The sequence below is a fragment of the Cytobacillus sp. GQ23 genome, from assembly GCF_059758675.1.
On the sequence record NZ_JCAXER010000028.1, the window covers coordinates 1 to 18,097 of the forward strand.

The 18,097-nt window shown below is 36.1% G+C and carries 16 protein-coding genes; 11 read left to right on the top strand and 5 right to left on the bottom strand.

The genetic code is table 11. The features are described from left to right. Nucleotides 1-245: 245 nt before the first annotated feature. The 5 genes from AC6CHU_RS20485 (at nucleotide 246) to AC6CHU_RS20505 (ending at nucleotide 6,330) form a co-directional block, all read left to right on the top strand. Complete coding sequence (locus tag AC6CHU_RS20485) at nucleotides 246-2,801, top strand: glycosyltransferase (protein ID WP_498122667.1); 2,556 nt, start codon at nucleotides 246-248, stop codon at nucleotides 2,799-2,801. A 209-nt stretch (nucleotides 2,802-3,010) separates the two neighbouring features. Next, nucleotides 3,011-4,027 (top strand): hypothetical protein, encoded by a 1,017-nt coding sequence (locus AC6CHU_RS20490; protein WP_498122668.1) that lies wholly within the window; start codon nucleotides 3,011-3,013, stop codon nucleotides 4,025-4,027. A gap of 143 nt (nucleotides 4,028-4,170) precedes the next feature. Continuing rightward, nucleotides 4,171-4,893 carry a class I SAM-dependent methyltransferase gene (locus AC6CHU_RS20495; RefSeq protein ID WP_498122669.1) on the top strand — a complete coding sequence of 241 codons (723 nt, stop codon included), beginning with the start codon at nucleotides 4,171-4,173 and terminating at the stop codon, nucleotides 4,891-4,893. Between the two features lie 102 nt (nucleotides 4,894-4,995). Next, nucleotides 4,996-5,160, top strand: a complete 165-nt coding sequence (locus tag AC6CHU_RS20500) for a hypothetical protein (protein ID WP_498122670.1) — start codon at nucleotides 4,996-4,998, stop codon at nucleotides 5,158-5,160. Nucleotides 5,161-5,457: 297 nt separating this feature from the next. Next, the gene (locus AC6CHU_RS20505; protein ID WP_498122681.1) at nucleotides 5,458-6,330 is read left to right on the top strand and encodes a glycosyltransferase family 2 protein; all 873 of its coding nucleotides are present in this window, start codon (nucleotides 5,458-5,460) and stop codon (nucleotides 6,328-6,330) included. A 55-nt stretch (nucleotides 6,331-6,385) separates the two neighbouring features. Here the strand turns inward: AC6CHU_RS20505 and AC6CHU_RS20510 are convergent, their stop codons facing one another. The 3 genes from AC6CHU_RS20510 to AC6CHU_RS20520 all read right to left on the bottom strand — a co-directional run bounded on the left by AC6CHU_RS20510 (nucleotide 6,386) and on the right by AC6CHU_RS20520 (nucleotide 8,770). Further along, nucleotides 6,386-7,345, bottom strand: coding sequence for a CgeB family protein (locus AC6CHU_RS20510; protein ID WP_159866509.1), 960 nt, complete (start codon nucleotides 7,343-7,345; stop codon nucleotides 6,386-6,388). A 9-nt stretch (nucleotides 7,346-7,354) separates the two neighbouring features. Further along, nucleotides 7,355-7,846, bottom strand: a complete 492-nt coding sequence (locus tag AC6CHU_RS20515; RefSeq protein ID WP_251282989.1) for a hypothetical protein — start codon at nucleotides 7,844-7,846, stop codon at nucleotides 7,355-7,357. Nucleotides 7,847-8,026: 180 nt separating this feature from the next. Further along, complete coding sequence (locus AC6CHU_RS20520) at nucleotides 8,027-8,770, bottom strand: BMQ_0737 family morphogenetic spore coat protein (protein ID WP_159866515.1); 744 nt, start codon at nucleotides 8,768-8,770, stop codon at nucleotides 8,027-8,029. A 316-nt stretch (nucleotides 8,771-9,086) separates the two neighbouring features. Here AC6CHU_RS20520 and AC6CHU_RS20525 point away from each other — a divergent pair, with 316 nt between their 5' ends. From AC6CHU_RS20525 to AC6CHU_RS20545, 5 genes are all read left to right on the top strand, one after another. After that, nucleotides 9,087-10,190 (top strand): glycosyltransferase family 61 protein, encoded by a 1,104-nt coding sequence (locus tag AC6CHU_RS20525; protein WP_498122671.1) that lies wholly within the window; start codon nucleotides 9,087-9,089, stop codon nucleotides 10,188-10,190. A 44-nt stretch (nucleotides 10,191-10,234) separates the two neighbouring features. Next, entirely contained in the window at nucleotides 10,235-10,918 is a 684-nt protein-coding gene (locus tag AC6CHU_RS20530; protein WP_498122672.1) for a sulfotransferase family 2 domain-containing protein, read from the top strand. A 339-nt stretch (nucleotides 10,919-11,257) separates the two neighbouring features. Further along, nucleotides 11,258-14,404, top strand: a complete 3,147-nt coding sequence (locus AC6CHU_RS20535) for a coiled-coil domain-containing protein (RefSeq protein ID WP_498122673.1) — start codon at nucleotides 11,258-11,260, stop codon at nucleotides 14,402-14,404. Between the two features lie 10 nt (nucleotides 14,405-14,414). Further along, nucleotides 14,415-14,825 (top strand): M67 family metallopeptidase, encoded by a 411-nt coding sequence (locus AC6CHU_RS20540; RefSeq protein WP_498122674.1) that lies wholly within the window; start codon nucleotides 14,415-14,417, stop codon nucleotides 14,823-14,825. A gap of 300 nt (nucleotides 14,826-15,125) precedes the next feature. Further along, a complete protein-coding gene (locus tag AC6CHU_RS20545; RefSeq protein WP_159866530.1) occupies nucleotides 15,126-15,302 on the top strand; it encodes a hypothetical protein in 177 nt (58 codons plus the stop codon). A gap of 136 nt (nucleotides 15,303-15,438) precedes the next feature. Here the strand turns inward: AC6CHU_RS20545 and AC6CHU_RS20550 are convergent, their stop codons facing one another. Continuing rightward, nucleotides 15,439-15,702: a DNA-binding protein gene (locus AC6CHU_RS20550; RefSeq protein ID WP_201306556.1), complete on the bottom strand. Its 264-nt coding sequence runs from the start codon at nucleotides 15,700-15,702 to the stop codon at nucleotides 15,439-15,441. 286 nt (nucleotides 15,703-15,988) lie between these two features. On the opposite strand from AC6CHU_RS20550, the gene AC6CHU_RS20555 reads away from it, so the two are divergent. Continuing rightward, on the top strand, nucleotides 15,989-16,789 hold the full coding sequence (locus tag AC6CHU_RS20555; RefSeq protein WP_159866533.1) for a CsxC family protein: 801 nt from the start codon (nucleotides 15,989-15,991) through the stop codon (nucleotides 16,787-16,789). A gap of 350 nt (nucleotides 16,790-17,139) precedes the next feature. Here the strand turns inward: AC6CHU_RS20555 and AC6CHU_RS20560 are convergent, their stop codons facing one another. After that, on the bottom strand, nucleotides 17,140-17,931 hold the full coding sequence (locus AC6CHU_RS20560; protein WP_498122675.1) for a CsxC family protein: 792 nt from the start codon (nucleotides 17,929-17,931) through the stop codon (nucleotides 17,140-17,142). Nucleotides 17,932-18,097: the final 166 nt, after the last annotated feature.

The window sequence follows — 18,097 nt, forward strand, 5'->3', positions numbered from 1 at the left end:
AGTAGTTCCTGGTTATAAAAAATGGTAAAAAAATATGTGCTAATAACCTTGAAATCTGCAATACATTTGTCCAAGTCAATATTCTGAATCTCGCATACAATGATAAAGATAAATCCCATAACATTATCAGCCAATAAAGCAATTTATGCTGTCGAAGGGATTAGATAAATATCATTAAGCAGTCTGTTTAAAACGAGATTGTTTAAATATTATTTAATCTTAAGCAGAGAGGTGAAGTGCAAAATATGAATGTAAAAAGTTTTCAGTTTAATGGAAAAAGAATAGTAGAAATAAAAAATTTTTTTTCTGATGTCTCAAATACCTTCACATATGAATTTTGGGTGAAACCAAGGCGAGCAATAAGTTTGCCTCCTCAGACTAACAGTGGAATCTCCGTAAATAAACTGCCGCAACAGTGGGTTATAGGAGCTAATCACAGACCAGAAAATGAATTAATAGCGGGAGTAGGAATATCTGTTGGGATCAATGGAATTGCGGTGTATGAACATGGTCATAATCATTTTCCTGCAACATTAGTTCACCGTACAAAAATAAAGAAATTGACACATGTTGCGATCGTATACGAGGACAAGGTTCCCTCCTTATTTATCAATGGAACATTTGTTAAAAAAGGACTTAGAAGTAAAAAGGAGACACTTTACCCTTCCGGTATAATCGGAGCACTAGAAAAAAAAGGGTACTTCCGTGGATTTATTGGTGATATAAGAATTTGGGAGTCAGCAAGAAGTAAAGATCAAATTGCCTTAGACGTAAGCAGCATGAAAAAGGAAGAGAAGCATGGATTATTATTATATTTACATCAAACTAAAGATGGCCTATTAGTAAAGGAAGGGAGTTTCATTGATAATTCAAGTAAAAAAATTATTTTCCCTAAACCTTCAGGAGAATGCTTGGTATCAATAATAATACCTGTCTATAATAAATGGGCCTATACACAATTATGTTTAAATTCTATTTATAAAAATACCGATAACATAAATTATGAAATAATCATTGCTGATGACATGTCTACAGATAAAACTAAGCAAATCTCAAAGTATTTTGGCAACATTAAAGTCATTAGAGATGGGCACAACAGAGGTTTTGTCAAAAACTGCAATAATGCTGCAGACCATGCTACAGGCAAATATTTGTTATTTTTAAATAATGACACAACCGCACAGAAGGGGTGGTTAGCACACCTAGTAGCTCTAATTGAAAGTCAAGAGAATATTGGAATGGTTGGGGGAAAGTTAGTGCACCCAGATGGAACACTTCAGGAAGCAGGGAGTATTATTTTTAACGATGGATCCTGTTATGGTTATGGGAGAGGTGATGATCCAAATAACCCAGAATATTCATATGTCAGAGAAGTTCATTACTGCTCAGGTGCTTGTATATTGGTAAAGAGGAATCTTTTCAATTTGGCTGGGAAATTCGATAAACAATTTGCGCCAGCTTATTATGAGGAAGTTGATTTAACCATGAAAATTAGAGAACTTGGCTATAAAGTCATGTATCAGCCGCTAACCGTTGTAAACCATTATGAATTTGGCAGTTCTTCATCAAAAAGAGCAGCCGAATTACAGAAACAGAATAAGGTGAAATTCCAAAAAAAGTGGGCAAAGAAAATAAAAAATTATCAGCCCCCCCATATTAAAAACGCTCTTTTAGGAAGAAACTTTAATGATAAGAAACCTAGATTATTAATAATTGATGATCGAATTCCTGCTCCGGAATTGGGTTCAGGTTTACCAAGAACCTTTTCAATATTGGAGTGTTTAAAGGAATCAGGGGTCAACGTAACGTTCTTTCCACTTTCCAATTCAAAGAAAACAGAACCATGTACAACGAATTTACAGCAAAAGGGTATAGAAGTAATGTACGATACTGCAAAAAAGAAGCTTGACTTTAAAAAATTCTATTTAGAAAGAAAAAATTTCTATGACGCTATTTGGATAAGCCGTCCTCATAATATGGAAAAACTATATAACATAATAAAATCAATTAATCCAAATCAAAAAATCATCTATGATGTTGAAGCGATATTCTCAAAGAGAGAAATATTAAAAATGGAATTGGATGGGATCCATCTCTCTGAAGCTGAAAAGGATACCATGCTCAAAAATGAAATAGAATTAATGAAAAAGGCTGATTTTTTAATTACTGTTTCAAAAAATGATAAAGAAGTTATTCAAAAATATGTAGAAAAACCAATAGTTGTACTTAGCCATTATGTTGAAATAAATAAAACAGAAAATCCATTCGAAAATAGAAAAGACATACTATTTGTAGGAGGATTTCTATCCTCACCTAGTCCTAATGAAGATGCAATATTATATTTCGTAAAAAATATATTTCCAACTGTACACAAAGAATTAAAGGCAAAGCTCTGGATAGTTGGAACAAATAATGCTGAAAAGATATTAAATTTATCCTCAGAAAAAATCATTGTAACTGGTCAGGTAAAAGACTTATCAAGGTTATATAATGAAAAAAAAGTGTTTATTATTCCTACCAGATACGCTGCCGGAATCCCTCTAAAGGCCATTGAAGCAATGTCATATGGTTTACCTATAATAGCCACCCCACTAATAGCTGATCAATTAAACATGAATGAGAATCGAATGCTTATTGGAAAGGATCCAAAAGAGTTTTCCCAAAAAGTGATAGAGCTCTATCAAAATGAAAATTTATGGACAAATCTCCGAAATAATGGATTAGATCAAGTAAAAAGACAATATAATAAGCACATATTTAAAGAAAGTTTATTAAAATTAATTAATTTAATAAAAAAATAACCAAATTAATTTATAAGACCTCCTAAATCTTCTGTAATTCCATTCCATTTGTAGGTTCAGGCTAAAATTTAGTTATGTTGGAAAAGGGGGAAGAGTACTGAAAGAAAAAACCAAAAGAATTAATAAAGTAATTTTGCATGTGGGTTTGCATAAAACAGCTTCATCTAGTATTCAAAAAACATTATTTATGAAAAAAAAACAATAAGCTTTTGGAAGAAAAAGGTTTTCTATACCCGCGATGCTGGTATCCAAATCATTCTGTCCCAATGTATAGCACATTTTGTGACCGTCCTGAAATGTATCATATAAATATTAAGAATGAATATAGCTTAGAGGAAATAAATCGAAATAACAAACAATATTTAAACAAATTAAAAACAGAGATAGCCAGGAGACAAAAATCTAGTTTAATTATTTCAGGTGAAGCAATTTCATTGCTTTCAGCGGATAATTTATTTGATTTACAGAAGTTTATACGGTCATTATCCGCTGAAGATGTTACCTTTCAAGTAATTATTTATGTCAGAAATCCTCTCACCTGGTTATCCAGTACAATTCAACAATCAATAAAAGGTGGTACTTCCTACCAAAAGAGTATAGCAACTCAAAAAATCATCCTGCAGAACCTTTTTAGAAGCAGAGTCGGTAAATTCATACAAGTATTTGGAAAGGAATCTATCAATGTATTCAGCTTTGAAGAGGCTATAAAATTTAGGAGCGGGCCTGTTGGCCATTTTTTGTCGGCACTCGGATTTAATTCCTCTGAGATTACCAAGTTTAATATTTTAAAAGCTAATGAGAGAATGTCTCTAGTTGCTGGAGATTTATTATCGTTTATAAATTCAAGGATACCATCGATCAAAAATGGAAAATTAAATAAAAAAAGATCGAATGGTGATCATATCCCATTTTTTAATATTAAAGGTCCTAAATACGAAATTCCAAATCATGTAAATAAGGAAATATTCGATATCTCCCAAGAGGATATGAAATGGTTAAAGGAAAACTATGGTATAAATTATTTGACATTTACTCAGTCAAGTCAAATAAAAGATAAATTTACTAAGGAAACACTAAATGATATTAAAAAAATATATAAAAATTCCGGGTTATCTAATAACTTCAAAAGATTAATTATAGAGTATATAGCAAATGAGATAAATTCTAGTTCGGATAAAAGGACAATAAGTTTGTTAAGAAATTTATTAATTGAACTGAATCATTAATATGACCATACGCTTTTAAACTAACTCTTAGGTATTAATCCAGTAAAAATGCATCCTTTTGACCGGGGGGACAAATTATTGTGATTGCTTAAATTAAAATGAGAATTATTAAAGAGTGAATTTGTTAAAAGGAAGGTAAGAATATGAGGATTTTTTGGGAGAAAATCATTAAGTATATATTAATAAACTCCAAATCCCGCAGCATTTTAGAAATTGGCGCTGAAAAGGGGGAACACTCATTAAAAATAGTAGAATATTGTAAAGCAGTAAATGGGAAATTAATTATCGTAGATCCCTATCCATTATTAGATTTTGAATACCTAAACTCGAAATACAAGGGCTATTATCGGCTAATAAATGATTATAGCCTAAATGTTCTGCCGAAATTAAATAAATATGATGCTGTTCTCATTGATGGGGACCATAATTGGTATACAGTTTATAATGAGTTGAAACAAATTGAAAGAACTGCTATAAAAACGAAAAAATTTCCGATTGTTTTCCTTCACGATATTGAGTGGCCATACGGGAGAAGAGATATGTATTATTTTCCTGGGTCTATTCCTCCTAAATTTAGACAGCCATTTGCAAAAAAAGGCATAGCACCCGGCCATGCAAAGTTAATAGATTCCCCTGATAGTATTCAAGAAGGAGACAAAATTATTAATAGCGAATTGTATAATGCAATTTATGAAGGCGGAGAAAAAAATGGCGTTTTAACTGCTGTTGAAGATTTTCTTAGAGAATCGAAAATCCCACTGAGTTTTCACCGGGTGAAATCCCATCATGGATTGGGAATTCTAACTGTAAGGGACCGCCAAGTTGACAATTTTATTAATTATATAATTAAAACTTCTGGGTTATAAAAAAAAGAAGAAATCGTTAGCTTTTTTATAATAAGCTGTGCGAAAGTACAAGCAATAGTAAATTTGTAAAATACAATAGTTTAGTAAGAAGGAGGTGTAAGTATGTGTCTTTGTAAGAAAGTTAATAAATATTACCTAGGAAGTGACCCGAATTATGGCAAAGCGGTTAAGCTCACAGCAAACAATTATAAAATGCCTGTGATGAAGGCGACAAAAGCTGGTTACTCTGCAAAGAAATATGTTAACGGGAAGCTTCAGACTTACTAAGAATGCAGCTTGCAGATGAGAGCTTAAAAAGGCGGTGAAATTATGTGTTTTTGCCATGAGGTTAATAGAAAAATCTCTGCTAATGTATCGTATCAAGGCAGAAAAATACCTTCTTCCAAAAAAAGCATGAGTGTGAAGACTTCAAGTGGCATCCTGAAACCTTTACAGCCAAGCTACAAATATAAAAAATAATGAAAATCTGAATTTCTTATGTAAGTCCATCAATTAATGAATACATTGTAATATCGTATCAATTTATCCACTTGTTCAGCAGTAAGGGAGGTGTATTTTTAGTTGGTGGTAGTTCAAAACTATCTAAAAGTCACCAAGAGAGATCCTGTCAGAAAACAAAACAGGGGCGTAACTCCTAATCCATCAAAAAAGCAAAATCTAACTCTATCGAAGAAAGATCGCTCTAATAAAGAAAAAAGCAAGGTGAATAAAATGTCTACAGCCACCAAAAATAAACCTAACCTTAAAATAAGCTGTATTTTAACAAGCTATAATCGCCCTCAAAGAGTCCGTGAGGCCATTGCAAGTGTTCAGCAGCAAACTTATTCTAATTGGGAGCTCATTATTGTTGATGACAATTCAAATGCAAAAACTCAAAATGTGCTAAAGGAAATTGCTGATAAAGATCCGAGGATCACATTAATTCAGACAGGAGTACGTCAAGTGGATCGACCCAAAACAACCAGATATGCAACTTGCATTAATTTGGCACTCGAAAGGATCACGGGAGATTTAGTAACCTATTTAACGGATGATGATATATACTATCCAACCCGATTCGAGAAAATGGCAATGGCGTTTCATATGAATCCCAAAATTCATGTCTTATATGGCAGACAAAAAGTCATTGTGTATACGGGGAATAGGATTACAAGGACTTTTATACGCCCCTTGGTTGGAGTTACACGGTATCCAATGGGAAGGGTTGACCACAATTCTTTTATGCACAGGAGAGCTTGTTTAGAGGTAGTGAAAGGGTGGGATGACCACCCTGACAATTGGAAGGCCGGTGACGCAGCTTTTTTTAAAAAGCTTGTAAGGCATTGGGATTTTTATCCCATAAATGTATTAACTGATGAACATCGGGTACATGACAAAGGGGTTCAGAGAAAACTGCATCGCGGAACAAAACCATGGAATAGTGAAGATGCGGAGTAGGTTAATTGCCAATGATAAATTGATGGTTTAATACTGAAAGTAATTCTATCTATTATCATTGGAACTTACTCAGCATGTCTTCCATCCTTTTTTCAAATGTGTGCTCTTTTAGGACACGCTTAGAGGCGAGTTCCGAAATTTCCTGGCGCTTTTCTTCAAGTTTAATATAATAATTAATTTTTTGAAGCAGTTCTTCTTCCTTTTTAAATGATACGATTTCCTTGTCTTCGATAAAGTGGATTGGCAAATCTTCTTTGTACTCTATTAACTGAAAAGCCCCGCAAGCAGCTACATCAAAGGTTCTATTATTTATGCTATTGCCTTTAATGCCAATCCGATTTTTGTTTTGATGTAAGTTGTAAGGCCTGTGCGTATTTAATACAATTTTTGCTCCGTTATAATACTGAGCCGCAATCGATGGTTCCACCCAAATATCATGAATTCTCAATCTGGGATGATTTTGCAGCCGGATTAATTTATTTCTCCATTTGCCAATTACCTTAATTTTATAAGGTGTTTTTTGGAGAAGATCCTGAACCAGCTTTACCCTATCGGGATATGGATAACCCAGGAGACATATATCGCTTATAAAAGCTGGTCCCGCGTGAATAGGCTTGAATATCTCTGTAGAAGTACCTAATGGCAGGTGGAAGGTTTGCTGGTGACCTTTTTGAATATAGTATTCTTTGGCTGCCGTATCGATCGTAAATATATAATCATAATGAGGTATTAGCACTTCCGTTTTGTCCATGTAATAAGGGTCTTCCGTAAGCCAGACTGCCGTCTTAATCTTTTGAACCTTTAGCCATTGGATTAATTTTAAAGGGACCTTAAAGCCAAGAAGGACAATGACAATGTCTGGTTTAAACTGATTTACCGTGGTTTTTAGCTTTCCAATGCCAGTTAGGGGATCAAATTGTTTAACAGTGGTCACCTTTTGAAGCTCTCTCATAATCCATTGTTCGAAAAATTTATATATCCCTGTATAACCTGATGAAATAAATAATATTCTCATAGCATTCACCTAAAAATTAATCGAGATGCTGTTTAAGGCACTGATTCCATCTTTTTGTTCATCACAATAAAAAAAACCTTCCACAAGAACGAATCTATCTTTTTTCTTAGAAGAAACCTGCAGCTCATAACCAAAATTTAAATTTGTTCCTTGCTCAAGCGCCTTGGATTTACTTGGCTTTAACCAATGTTCACCGCTCGATAATGCTTTTTCCTTCCAGTCATCATCTATATATACCCAGGCTTCTGTATTTGAACCATCAATCATGAGAGCGGTATGATTTACTGAACCGATTTTTCCGCCAAGCCGCACATTTTCAGAAGGCTTCGTCCTCAGGCAAATAAGGGGATTATTTAATGCAGCTGTACCGATATTGCTTATATTCAGGTTTCCAACTGCCATAATATCCTCTTCATCCTCCTCCTTTTCAGGAAGCATAATGGAATAACTGAACCAGGCGATACTTTTAACAATTTCAGGTTCCTTCTTTTTCCAAAACAAGGTATCACTCCTATTCCATTACAAAATGTTTTCTTTATACTTTATGACTTAAAGCAAGGGTAAATGTTAGTGTTTCTGAAGGTAAGAGCTAAGTAAAAATATAAAATTTTATCAAACAGCGCCTTTAAATGTAAAAAAAGAGGAGCGGGCACTCCTCTTAGATCTAATTTTAATGAACTATTAAGCTGGTGATGGTCCAGGACCAGGGAAAACAGTCGGGCACTGAGGCGGGAATGCAAGCGGCGGACAAACGAATGGCATGTCAGGACGCGGCTGGCAGAACTCAGCAGTAATTTCAAGTTTTACCAATGCTTCCATCTGTACGTTTTGGCATAGGTTAATGGAAACATCAAGCTGCTGGAACTCGAATTCACCAGGTGTTGCTGTAGCGCGGCAGATCAAGTTAGCATCGCACTCAAAGTCTGTGATTTCACATTGCAGGAATGTTCCTGGAGGTGCACATAAGAAGAATTTCTCAGATACAGCCCAAGGAATAGGTCCAGTTGTACAAGACAAACCATTTGGATTCGTTACACGTACAACGACAAACCCTTTCTTCAGAACTTTTACCTTTTGCAAAGTAACTGTTGATCCATCAGGCAACTGGAACTGTCCGCTCGCACGGCCATCTGGCTGAGGAATTTCCTGGCATAGAATGGATCCAGGTGCTAAGGGATCAACAGGTGTACCGTTTTCATCTGTTGCAAAGCACTCTACTGTGTAGTTCCCCCCTAGAACTGCACATGGATCAGTATCTGGCGTAACACCGCCATTTTCACAGTCAAACTCAATTGTGCCAGCTGCTAAATCACTAGCATTAAAGGCAAGTAGTGGAACATCTACTTGGCGGGTTACCCAGTCATATACTTTATTTACTTTTATACATAAGGTCTCCTGTCCGCCGTTAATTGACTTAAAATCCATTAACTGATCATCCTCTCACTTTATTGTATTAGGGTTAAACCTACTTGTATGTTATGCTGCTTCTCCTGCTATGTGTATGGGCTTTTGCGTAAATTCAGCCATCATTTCTGATTGCCCAAACCAGAAAGTATAAGTCCAATAAACCTTTAACCCACTTTTAATATATTCCGATTGCGAAGCAGTGTGCTCACAATAGTTAACCGGGTCAAGCCTAAAATAATTGAACCGTTATTTCCTATGGTTTGGACGATAATCCAAGCCATCAATAATAAGATGAATACTATATTTTGTACTGGAATTTTTGGAGGGCAAAGATGTGAGCAGACATTACATGAAGGTAATTCCGTATCGGAATATATGTGCGGCTAAAGACTTTAAGGATTTTAAACTAGGAATATTACCGGAGAATACTCTATATCATTTAAGTGATTCAGAAAGGACTCAAATCGTTCCACCCGTGCGGCCTTTTCCAGGTATAAGCTTGCCGGATGAATGTGTCACACAAGAATTTTATGTTGCAAGTCTTAGAAATACTTTATGCATAAGAAATCAAACTATTATCCACAACAGAAGATTCATCCTTCCTGATAGCTTCAGACATTACGAGTTTAATGCCTCAACTAACCATCTAACCTATAATCTGAGATTAAATCGATTTTCACTGAAGATAAATATCGGAAGTGTTAAGCACCAGAAAGGTGATTGTATTTTTTTAAGCGGAGAAAAAAGCGGCTTCGGCCATTTTTTATTAGAGGTTATCTCCCGATTATGGATTACTCAGTATATTGATGTTAAGAAGGTAAAATTCATTATGAATCCAGAAGATCGAACGGGCTGGAAGCTTGATCTTCTTAAACCATTCGGAATTAGCACGAATCAAATTGTATATCTGGATAATCCAATCGTATGTGAAAGACTTCATATACCAGTTCAGTCCTTTTGTTTAAGAAAATACACCTCATCTTTTGCCTATAAAACCTGGAAAACAATCGGTGACTACTATGATAGGGGGACAGGGCCTGAAAAGATTTATGTCTCCAGATTAAAGTTGAAAAATCAGAGGAGAGTCTTGCTGAATGAGAAAGCGGTTGAAAGGATTTTTTCTTTAAACGGCTACAAAATTATACATCCTCAGGAACTAAAAATTTCAGAGCAAATCAATTTATTCCGCAATGCAAAAGTCATAGCAGGCACTTCAGGGTCAGGAATGTATAACAGTGTCTTTCAGCAAAATCATCCCAAAGTTCTAATCCTTGCTTCTAATTCATTTTTTAAAATGAGTGATATATTGGTGAATACATCAACTGGCGGCAAGCTGCATTATTTTGTCGGTCAAACAGCAGAGGTAAATTCTCCTGGCAATAAAGCAAACTGGATACTGAACACAGAGCATTTGCACCATTTTATAAAAACATTTTGATCAAATGCTGTAATGAATAATTATGAATTACGGGGGATGAAAAGGTGATAATATTTATCCACATACCAAAAACAGCTGGTACCTCCATGAGGAAAATAATAGAAAAGCAGTATACTATTCGTCAAATCCGTTCATTTTATGCTGGATATGAGGACGCTTATAACAAGCTAAAGGGAACACCTAACTCGAGACTCTCTTCAGTTAAGTGGGTACAGGGCCATTTTCAATTTGGCCTTCATGAAGTTTTACCGCAGCCTGCTCAGTATATCGCAATGCTCCGTCATCCTGTAGACCGTGTCATTTCCTTTTATTACTTTCTAAGGGAAAGTCCTCGGCACCCTTTAAATAAAAAAGCTATGTCGTTAACTTTAAAGGAGTTTATTATGTGTGAGGATAGCGATATTCAAAGTCAAATTTATAATTTACAAACGAAAATGATTTCCGGTGATGGTACTCCATCATTAGAAAAAGCTAAAAAAAATATAGAACAACACTTTTTGATGGTTGGAATAACGGAACGTTTCAATGAGTCGCTGGCTGTTATGAGAAAGAAACTTGGATGGAATGTCCCTTATAATTATAAGCACAATGTAACTAAAAGACGCCCGAAAATGGAGCAGGTTCCAGCAGAAATCAGAAAACTGATCGAACAGAAAAATGAAATTGACTTTCAGTTGTATGAGTACGGAAAAGCGTTATTACAGAAAGAAATAAATTCTTTGAAATGATTGGGCGAAAATGGGGCCCAAAGCGAAAAATAATGAAAAGGCTAACTCGAATGATCGATGTAATCGAAACTTTGAGTTAGCTTTTTTATGCCTGCAAATGCGAATAAATTTATTCCGTACTGAAGAGGCTTGTTTGAATTGGCATTAATTGATTCTTGGATAATTTACCTATTCTTCTTGAATACATATATGTTAGAAACAAGTTTTTTATTTGTATAGCCATCCAGCCAAAGTTTGTCTTAGATAAATTTATTGGTTCTGCATTATTACACGTTTTTAGCTGAAAGGCATAAACTAGTAGATAAAGGAATGGGTATCTGCCTAAAGGAGAGGAAAAAGATGCTAAGAAGGAGCAGAGTTGAAAGACTGACTTATGTTCAGCTGCAGCAGAAAGTAATACATCTTGAATCGGAGCTTTCATACTTCCGGGCTAATCATGATGGAGCTGTCCAAAATTATATTGAGCAATTAAACCAAGTGAAATATGAAAATGATGTTCTGAAGAGGGATATGCAGAGACTTATTAAAGAAAATGAGCGGCTCATGCAAAGTGAACTCAATCCAAAATTGATTTCCAAACAGGAAAGGGAGAGAACTGCAAAACACTTAGAAGAGAAAAAACAGCTGGAAAAAGAAATCAGCAGCCTGAAAGAAAAGATATCGTACCTTAATGAAGACATAAAGGATCAGGATCAGCAATTTGAGGAACTCCAAGCATTTCTCGAAGCTAAAACGGCAGCTCTGGAGGAAGCGGAAGCAGAAAAGAAACATAATTATCAGGAGCTCATAACCATGAGAGAAAATGTTAATGAGCTGAAATTGCTGTTAAGCGAGCATGAGAAAAACAAAGACGAATCAAAAACGAGAGAAAATCAATTAGCATCACAGCTAAAGAAGGCTACTGAAGAGAAAAAGCAATTATTACAAAACATCCAGTCAGCTGAAAAAGATTACGAATCCATCAAAGTGGCTCTGGCAAAAAAGACGACTGAACTGGAACAGCTGGAGAACAAACATAAACAAATACAGCAGCGAAATCAAACTGCCGAACTAACGCATCAGCAATTGGAGAAGGAACTCGCTGATAAAACAGAACAGCTGGAGCTCTTGGTGAAGGAACATAAACACTTAAAACAGCAGACCCAAACTGCTGAACAAAATCAGCAGGACCTGGAGAAGGAACTTGCTGATAAAACGGCACAGCTCCAACTCTTGGAGAAAGAACATAAACACTTAAAGCAGCATATCAAAACTGATGAACAGAACAATCAGGAACTAGAGAAGGAACTCGCTGATAAAACGGCACAGCTCCAACTCTTGGAGGAGGAGCATGAACAATTAAAGCAGCAGATCCAGACTTCAGAACTGGCCCATCAGAACCTGGAGAAGGAACTTGCTGATAAAACAGCACAGCTCCAACTCTTGGAGAAAGAACTTCAACATTTACAGCAGCACATCCAGACTGCTGAACAGTCCCAGCAGGAGCTGAAGCAGGAACTTACTGATAAAACTTCACAGCTGCAACTCTTGGAAGAAGAACATAAACACCTAAAGCAGCAGATCCAAACCGCTGAACATACCCATCAGGAACTTCAGAAGGACCTCGCTGATAAAACGGCACAGCTGAAGCAACTGGAGGAGAACCAAAAAGACTTACTCCAGCAAAACCGAAAATTAGAGAAGGAATTTGCTAATAAAGCATTAGAATTGGAAAAATTACGCGAGGAAAAAATTGAAGATAAGGCAAAAATTGAATCTCTACAAAATGAATTGCAGCCAATTGGCCAGAAGCTGAAAGAGGCTGAACAGAAAATCAGCATTCTTAAAGCAAAAGCAAGTGAAATGGAAACAGAGAATCAGCATTATCACAGTGAATTGTCAGAGGCAACTCAAAAAAGGCTCCAGGCTGAGGAAAATGCCAAAGATTTGGAGGAGCAAATTAAGAAATTATCAGATGAAGCAGCAGCAAAAATCAAAGAAAACGAAAAAATGGGCCAAGAATTACGGGATTTACTCCAAAATCAGGAACAATTAAAACAAACAAACGTATCTTATCTACAAAAGATAACCCAATTGGAGTCTGAAAAAAATAATTCAGTAGAGTCAGTCAGTCATCTTAAGTCAGAAGTAGAAGCTTTAAAGGCAGAATTAAAACAAAAAGAGAAAGAAAAGCTGGAAGTGCTTAACCGTCTGGAAGACCGCGAGAGTGAATTGGGCAAGTTAAAAGAAGAGACCAGCAGTTTTGAAAAAGAAAAAATCGATCTTCTAGAAAAGCTTGCTAAACTGGAAAAGGAAAATGCTGAATTTAATGAGAATTTCTCAGTCCTTTCTTCTCATCGCAAGTCAGACGAAAAACGCATGGATTTAATTACATCAAATTTAAACCAGGTATTTACAGAAATGAAACAATTAGTACGGATGACTTCCTCATTAAAACACCAATTGGAATCAAAGAATATAGAGCTTAATCAAATTAAAAAGGAGAAGGGTGTGCTTATGGAGGAGCTAGTAAAGATTAAGGAAGACTATGAGAAGTCAGAAGCAAGAAAGGATGAGTTGGAGAATCAGATTGAGATAATGAGAACCGAGCTGCAAAAGGCTCAAACTTCACTCACACGTCTGGAACAATTTGAATCTGAAAAACTCAGACTTAAAGAAGATCTTGAGACAAAAATAGAGGAGTTTAATTCATTAACGGATCACTATAAACGTGAAAAAGATTCTTATCTTCAGGTCCTCGAGCATGTTCAGGATCAGGTAAATGTATATAAAGAAAAATCTGACCAGTTTGATGCAGAAAAAGGTTCCTGGTCCAAACAAATTGACGAGTTAAAAAGTGAGCTTAAGAGAACAAAAGCAACTGTTGAAAAAATGGAAGAGCTTGAAAAGATGAATGCCCAGCTGGCTTCAGAATTACAGGCGAAGGACATTGAAATCTATAAAGTTAAAAAAGATAGCGAACGTGCCCTGCACCAGCAATTAGAACAGTTCAAAGCAGATATGAAGCAGTATCAGGATAAAATCTCACAATATGAAAAGGACAGGGAAATCTGGGAAAAACAAATGAAGCAAATGAAGGCTCAATTTACTGCATTGGAATCAAGCCTTGAGGAAAAGGAGAACTTTATTAAACAGTATATCAAGCAGCCGCTATCACCATATAACACTTCATTACTTCAAAATACTTCCGATCAAAGTTCACCCCAAGAGGAACAGCAGGTACAAAACCAGCCGCAGGAAAACCAATACCAGGCTGGACAGCAGCAAAGCCAGCAACCCTCCGGATTTTTCCAAAGAATGCTGTCTCAGCAGCAAGGAGGCAGCGCACGTCCCCAAAGCTTTCAGGGGCAATACCATCCCAGTCAAGGGCAATTTCAGCAGGTCCCAAAACAAACTGCCGCACCAGCAATGGACTTTTTCACATTGCGGAACAAAACGACACAGCAAGCCCATCCAGGGAACGGGAACCAATGGAAAGAGGATTAGCGAAAAGCACATGAAAAATGAAGATATTTTGATTAAGAAAAAGATTTATGAAGATATGATAAGCTATTGCAGCAGCAAATTACCGTATGAAGCCTGCGGCCTGCTCTCAGGGGCACATGGCCGATGTACAGCTATGTGGAAAATAAAGAATGAATCTCAAAAATTGAACCGGTTTATGATGTCCTCTGAATCCATCAAAGATGCCGTTCAGGAAATGGAACAATTGAGTGAAGATCTAACTGGAATTTTCCACTCACATCCTAATTCACCAGCCGTTCCATCAACACACGATATTAATAATAATTCCTACCCTGAAATACCTTATTTTATTGTTTCCTTTTATAGAGGAAAAACAGAAGTTAAAGTCTATAAAATAGAAGGAAAGAAGTACTATCCGCTAAATCTAAAAATTATTGATTAGTCCACTAAACCCGGTACCGATTAGGCGCCGGTTATTCTTTTTAGCTATTTAGCCATTGAGGCAGGAAATTACCATTTTTCGGACTGTATATATTTTTTAAGCTGCTGAAAAACTGATATGGTCTTTTCTGCTGAAAATACCAACTTAATATCTATGTTTATCAGCATCATTTACTGCAAGCAGACTTACCGGGCATCCGCCTGGCCTGGTCCAGTTAAATTGGGTATTCGCCTGAACACGTTGCAGCTAAATGTCTCATAGGATATATTGTGGTGGATTTATTTGTTAGGAGGAATTCATTTGTATAAAAAACGGGAGATGCCAAAGAGTTATCAAACAGGTAATCCACAGATAAAAGAAGATAAAATTTACATGGGTAATTCAATAAAGGGAGCGGGCTATAAGAAAAAAAGATCTGGAAATGGAGACTGCGGCTGCGGATCGAATGTAAAGAAATTACGCGCTAAGAAGGCATAAGAATTTTGCTATCTATTAGTATCCCGTGTTCTTTAAGCCGCAATTTAAACAAGGGGGGCAAATAGAATGCTCCCCTTAAAAATCTTAATCTATTAATATATGTTATTTTACAAAATACTCGATATATATATCAAGATTATAAGAGTTTTATCTCCAATTCGTCCTTATAGCAGCAAAACTTAAACTTCTTACCTTTGCCACAGGGACAGGGATCATATAATTTATCCTTCATTTTTGTTTTTAATGCTTTTTTCAGCTGAGATATATCCACATATGGCTTCAGCTTGATAACCGATTGAATACCATAATCCTGGCAAATTTTCGTCACCTGTGCTGCCTGGAGTTCAGTTACGACAGAACAATAAATCAGGTTTTCTTTTCGAAGGTTTGTATTTGACAAAATCAATTCTCCCTCCAATTTTTAAAAGTTAGTTTATCATACGCATTTAAGCTGATTTCGGAACGTTAATTAATTCAAAAAATGGGGGAACTGTCATTTCAAAAAACTCAGATTGATTTGATCTTAAAAATTGGATGTCCAAAAATTGTTCAACCATATTATAAATGTCCATGCCATCCTTGTCTTCTATACATATATAAATAGTAAGTCAAAAGAAAGAGATTCCCTCATCATGTTCTTATGTACTCTTTCTGTTTTGATTAATATCTATAAGGAGTGAAATTGTATGAAGAAAAATACGGGGTGCGGCAACAATGGGCATAGCGGATCCTGCGACGTCTCGAGAACTAAGACAGTTGACTGTTTTACCAGATCTTTTGCCCCTATTGCAGACATTCAAAATGTTCCTGTCTATGACATTCCTGTCGTATTGGCAGAGGTAGAGCTCCAGGCGGATGTTGAAGCCGATATTAAGCTCCCTACACCTGCAAGAGAGATTAAATGGATTCGCAAGAATGTCTCCCTCAAGCAGTGTAAAGCAATTCCGTCCATTCAAAACCCTGGGTATGTTAAGTTATTCGTTACCGGTGTGGTGCACAAGAATATTCAATATGTTGAAGAATGCAGCGGGTATATTACGGACTTTAGCACTGACATTGATTTCAGCTGTAATCAGCAAGTTAAGGTTTTTAATACACCATTGGAATTTCCAAGCAGAAAATCATCTGTGGATGAGAGAAGATTTCTCGATAAAACGGGACATGGTGCTGACCACACAACTGGAGGTTCAAGAACCTTCGAATTTTATAATGATCCGATTGACTGCAAATTAATTTTCTCAGAAGTTAATGACCTTGACCTTTTTAAGGAATTCAACCGGTTTGGGCAGTTCGAAAAGATTACAGAAAAAATGGAAATAACTCTATTCTTTAAATTATTGCAAAACCAGCAATTTAATCCTAAGTTCGTCCAGCCCCCGAAAAAGGGAGCCTGCAATCTTCCATGGCCTGCTCAAAAGGTACAGCCTCAAGCAACGGCTCGTGAGAAATTTGTTGAGAAAATTCAAGGTATGTATCGCATCAGATAAGTCTGTAATAAAAGAGTTTAACTCTTTTTAAGTTAATCACCCTGTATTTGCTGATTGCTCATTCTGAGTCTGTTACAGACTCAGAATGGTTTTTGAATAGTTTATTAATAAAATAAGTACATAAAAAACTTGAATTTAATTAAGGTCATTAATATTAGTAATATTAATGTTGATCTAAGGAATTATACTTTGTCTGGATTTTCACCGATATGCTGGACCCGCGGACTGGTATTTTGAAGGTTTAAAAACTTGTGGAAAATAATAAAGCATTACCTTGGGGCCATTTTGTCCTAAAATGGCCCCAAGATAATGCAATAATTTAACCGTTTTAATTTTTAGAGGAAGGAAGATTATAAAACATTCACACGAACCTGCTGATTTTGCAGGACTTTAATTGTGAATTCCAGGAACATTTTTTCAACGATTGTTTGGAAAGTTCCCTCACCAAAAGCATTGTGGTTCGGCAGCGGGTGACGATCTATGGCTTCATCATATTCAACAATTCTGCTTGCGAGTAATTCACAGAAAGGAAATTGGTTATAGAATTGTCGGCTTTCCTGATGAAACTGGGAAAGATCGCTTGAAAGGAGATGGTCCTTTTCAGGAAACCCTTTTCCTAACTCTTGGGATCTAAAGAAATCAAATTCTCCTTCAGAATTAAACATCGGGCGCTGTGGCGGGTTCAAAAAGTCTTCTGGAGCGATCGTAGTAGAACATTCAAATGGTGTATCTACAGTTAATGACTTAATTTCTGATGAAACACATGAACTGCCATAGGAATATGCGCATGGAGTAGCGTACTGGATGTTTTTGCGGACAAAACCTCTTATAAATAAAGGAATTGGCGTTGAGGAAGGTGCAAAAGGATCAAAACCCGAAGCTCCTGGTAGAAGCAGTGTACATTGGACAATTTTAACCCTCTTTTTAATAGCCTTGATTTCCAGCACTGGTTCAGGGAAATGAATATTTGCGGATATGTTTGTCCTAACATTCAGCTCGGCAAGAGTTACAGGAACTTTTAGAATCGCTTCTCCTCCAGGAGTTGCTCCTCCAGGTGTTGTAATCGGAGTTGACGGCGAACTCTCGCACTGCTCTACAGATGCGGATTGGTTAGTACTGATACAGTTGTTATCTTTTTTCAAAATTATTCCTCCTTTGTTAAATATGCTCAAATTATCATATGCAAAAAGTAAGACAAACTATAGATGAATGAAGTAGTACATTAGTGGATTTTTGAAGGGGGACTTATCTTTAGGATTTGCATAGTTAACAGGAGAGGAGCTAATCCAAACTATCGTTTAATTAGGC